This window comes from uncultured Methylobacterium sp. (genome assembly GCF_964244095.1).
Classification (GTDB): Bacteria; Pseudomonadota; Alphaproteobacteria; order Rhizobiales; family Beijerinckiaceae; genus Methylobacterium.
In genome coordinates, this window is sequence record NZ_CAXTHR010000225.1 from 1 (window position 1) to 4,093 (window position 4,093).

Genomic DNA, 4,093 nt, shown 5'->3' on the forward strand with positions numbered 1-4,093 from the left:
CCGCGCAGCACCGGCTCGACCGCCTGGAACACGTCCTCCTGCGTGACGAAGCTCATCTCGATGTCGAGCTGGTAGAACTCGCCTGGGCTCCGGTCGGCCCGCGCATCCTCATCGCGAAAGCACGGCGCGATCTGGAAGTAGCGGTCGAAGCCCGCGATCATCGTGAGTTGCTTGAACTGCTGCGGGGCTTGGGGCAGCGCGTAGAACTTTCCGGGGTGGACGCGGGACGGCACGAGGTAGTCGCGCGCACCCTCGGGGCTCGACGCGGTCAGGATCGGGGTCTGGAACTCGAAGAAGCCGCCCTCGCGCATGCGGCGGCGCAAGCTGTCGACGATCGCGCCGCGCTTCATGATGTTGGCGTGCAGCTTCTCGCGGCGGAGATCCAGGAAGCGATAGCGCAGCCGCGTCTCCTCGGGATATTCGAGGTCGCCGAACACCGGCAGCGGCAGCTCGGCTGCTGCGCCCAGCACCTCCAGCGCGTCGATATAGACCTCGACCGTCCCGGTCGGCAGATCCGGGTTCTCGGTGCCGGCCGGCCGCGTGCGCACGCGCCCGTCGAGGCGCACGACCCATTCCGAGCGCACGGCGTCGGCCGCCGCGAAGGCCGGCGAGTCCGAATCCACCACGCATTGCGTCCGGCCGTAATGGTCGCGCAGGTCGATGAACAGCACGCCGCCGTGGTCGCGCACGCGGTGGCACCAGCCGGACAGGCGGACGGTCTGCCCGACGTCGGACGGGCGGAGCGCCCCGCAGGTGTGGGTACGGTAACGGTGCATCGCGGAAGCCTTGGGATTGAAGGGCGGCACCATTCACGCGAGGGGGTCGAAGTCAAGCACGCGCGGAAATACGGCCCCGATTCCCTACCGGAACAGGCCGCCGACCCCCATATCATCTCCATGAACGAACACGTGTTTTCCGACTTCCGGCCTCCCGCGGACACGCATCCCGGAGCAGGCGGGCCGGCATGGCGCGTCCTGCCGCTGGATGGCCGCTTCGCGCTCGTATACGAGGACGGGCAGGGCGTCTGGAGCAGCCGCATCCTCGAGGCGCGGGAGCTGAAGCTCGGTCCGGGGCGAACGCTGCTCGGCGGCATCGACCGGGCGCGCGGCGGATACCGCGGCTTCCGGGTCGATCGCATCCGGCGGCTCACCGATGCCGCGACCGGGGAGCGGATCGAAGCCGGCATCCTCGACCGCCTCCTCGACCGCGCCGAGGCGCAGCGTCGCGCGGATGCGGTGCGCATCCGCGCCCGCCGCCGCGAACGCGGGCGCGCTGAGCGACGGGCGGCGTAGGGCGATAGATGGGGATGTCGGGGGCGCCCGCTCCCTTTTACGCCAAACCTCCGATATAGCCGATCGGATGGACCTGATCAGTACGACGCAGGCGCTCACAGACGCCTGCGACCGCTTCGCCGCGCAGAGCTTCGTGACCGTCGACACGGAGTTCATGCGCGAGACCACCTATTACCCCAAGCTCTGCCTGATCCAGATGGCGGGGCCGGACGGCACCGGCGTGCTGGTCGATCCGCTCGCGCCGGGAATCGACCTCAAGCCCTTCCTCGACCTGATGGCGCACGCGCGCGTGGTGAAGGTGTTCCACTCCGCCCGGCAGGATCTGGAGATCATCTGGCTGATGGGGGGGCTGCTGCCGCAGCCGTTCTTCGACACGCAGGTCGCCGCGATGGTGTGCGGATACGGCGATTCCGTCTCCTACGAGCAACTCGTCAACGACGTGGCCAAGGCCAAGATCGACAAGTCTTCGCGCTTCACCGACTGGTCGCGGCGCCCGCTGTCCGACGCGCAGCTCGTCTACGCGCTTTCGGACGTGACCCACCTCGTCACCGTCTACGAAACGCTCGCGGCCGAACTCGTGCGCACCGATCGCGGGCTGTGGCTCGACGAGGAGATGGGCGTGCTGACCGCGCCCGAGACCTACCGGGCCGACCCCGCGCAGGCGTGGCGCCGGCTCTCGGGGCGGATGCGCAAGCCCCGCGAGATCGCGGTGCTGATGGAGGTCGCCGCCTGGCGCGAGCGCGAGGCGCAGACCCGCAACGTGCCCCGCGGGCGCATCCTCAAGGACGAGGCGGTGATCGACGTCGCGACCTCGGCCCCGCGCAACGTCGAGGCGCTCGGGCGCCTGCGCTCGATCCCTGCCGGCTTCGAGCGGTCGCGCACCGGCGCCGACATCCTCGCGGCCGTCGAGCGCGGCTTCGCGCGCGATCCGGGCGAGATCGTGCTGCCCGAGCGCGGGCGCGGACGCAACGGCGGCAACGGCGCCCTCGTGGAACTGCTGAAGGTGCTGCTCAAGGCGGTCTGCGAGACCGAGGGCGTGGCCCCGAAGATCATCGCGACAGTCGACGACCTCGAAGCGGTGGCCGACGACGACGCGGCCGACGTGCCCCTGCTGCAAGGCTGGCGCCGGGAGCTGTTCGGCCGCAAGGCGCTCGACCTGAAGCACGGCCGCCTCGCGCTCTCGGCCGAAGGCGGGCGCATCGTAGTCCGCGACCTCGCCTGACGACCGGGCCGCGGTTTCGTCAGGGCACGCAACGGCCGGGTCAGGGCGCGGTGGACCGAAGGTCCAGGACCGGCTGGCCGGCCCCGCCATCCCCCGCAGCGATTCTCGGGATCAGTCGCCGGCGAAAAAATGCCGCTCTCCGTCCCAGGCTCGGCTCGCATGCGGCGTGAAGGCGCAGATCCGGCAAGAAAACGCCGGACCGCCAGGGACTGCGATGCCACGGATCAAGCGTGACCATTTCGCATTGCGGCCGACGCCGGGATGCCCGGGAATCGGGTCCATATTGCCCCGAACGGTTCGCCGTCGTGCTCTGCACGCATGATCTTCCACATCTCGAAAGATCATGATGCAGGAAATGCATGCGCTGATGCGTTCGCGACGCGTTGAAGCAGAACCTAGACTTTCCGTTTGTGCGCCGCACAATTAGTTTTTGCGTTGCACTACGAACGAACAGCTTTCGAACGGGAGCTGGCGACTTGCGCACAACCGTATCGGAGCCTTCCGAAGCGAGTTGACGACGCTCAAAATTCTCTTAGAGTTCGATCAAGCTTCGGTTTCGAGGGGGCCGCCCCAGGGATGGCGGCCTCTGGCTCGGCGACCACGCATCGCCGATTTCCTCGCCCGCTACGGAAGCGCATCGATCCCTGTCGCAAACAGTCAGGTCAGGTCATCCTTTCGCGATCTGCGTCGCGGCCGGACGGCTTCAAAGATCTGTCGGAGGAATACACATGAGAGCGGTTCATCTTCTCGCACTCGGCGCAGGATTGGCGGCATCCGCCCCGGCCCTGGCCGACGACCTGATGCAGCATCTGGCAAACCCCGCCGAGCAGGTTCTGCAAACGGTCGACTACGCCAACACGCGCTACTCGAAGCTCGATCAGATCAACGCCTCGAACGTGAAGAGCCTCCAGGTCGCCTGGACGTTCTCGACCGGCGTTCTGCGCGGCCACGAGGGCTCCCCGCTCGTCGTGGGCAACATGATGTACGTCCACACCCCCTTCCCGAACATCGTCTACGCGCTCGACCTCGACAAGGAAGCCAAGATCGTCTGGAAGTACGAGCCGAAGCAGGACCCGTCGGTGATCCCGGTGATGTGCTGCGACACGGTCAACCGTGGGCTGGCCTACAACGACGGCGCGCTGATCCTGCACCAGGCCGACACGACGGTGGTGTCCCTCGATGCCAAGACCGGCAAGGTGAACTGGTCGGTGGTCAACGGCGACCCGAAGAAGGGCGAGACCAACACCGCCACGGTTCTGCCGGTCAAGGACAAGATCATCGTCGGCATCTCGGGCGGCGAGTTCGGCGTGCAGTGTCACGTCACGGCCTACGACGCCAAGACCGGCAAGCGCGTCTGGCGCGGCTACTCGGTCGGCCCGGACGACCAGATGCTGGTCGACCCGGAGAAGACCACCCATCTCGGCAAGCCGGTGGGCAAGGACTCCTCGACCTCGACCTGGGAAGGCGACCAGTGGAAGACTGGCGGCGGCTGCACCTGGGGCTGGTTCTCCTACGATCCCAAGCTCGACCTGATGTACTACGGCTCGGGCAACCCCTCGACCTGGAACCCGAAGCAGCG

The 4,093-nt window shown here is 67.6% G+C and carries 4 protein-coding genes; 3 read left to right on the plus strand and 1 reads right to left on the minus strand.

Features of this window, described 5'->3' with window-relative positions:
- Nucleotides 1–776 (minus strand): amino acid--tRNA ligase-related protein (locus ACFE86_RS21455; RefSeq protein ID WP_375457342.1); only part of this gene is annotated, 776 nt, incomplete at its 3' end.
- 120 nt (nucleotides 777–896) lie between these two features.
- Here ACFE86_RS21455 and ACFE86_RS21460 point away from each other — a divergent pair.
- The 3 genes from ACFE86_RS21460 to ACFE86_RS21470 all read left to right on the plus strand — a co-directional run.
- Nucleotides 897–1,292, plus strand: coding sequence for a hypothetical protein (locus ACFE86_RS21460; protein ID WP_375457343.1), 396 nt, complete (start codon nucleotides 897–899; stop codon nucleotides 1,290–1,292).
- A gap of 67 nt (nucleotides 1,293–1,359) precedes the next feature.
- Nucleotides 1,360–2,514, plus strand: a complete 1,155-nt coding sequence (rnd, locus tag ACFE86_RS21465; protein ID WP_375457344.1) for a ribonuclease D — start codon at nucleotides 1,360–1,362, stop codon at nucleotides 2,512–2,514.
- A 728-nt stretch (nucleotides 2,515–3,242) separates the two neighbouring features.
- Nucleotides 3,243–4,093 (plus strand): PQQ-binding-like beta-propeller repeat protein (locus ACFE86_RS21470; protein ID WP_375457345.1); only part of this gene is annotated, 851 nt, incomplete at its 3' end.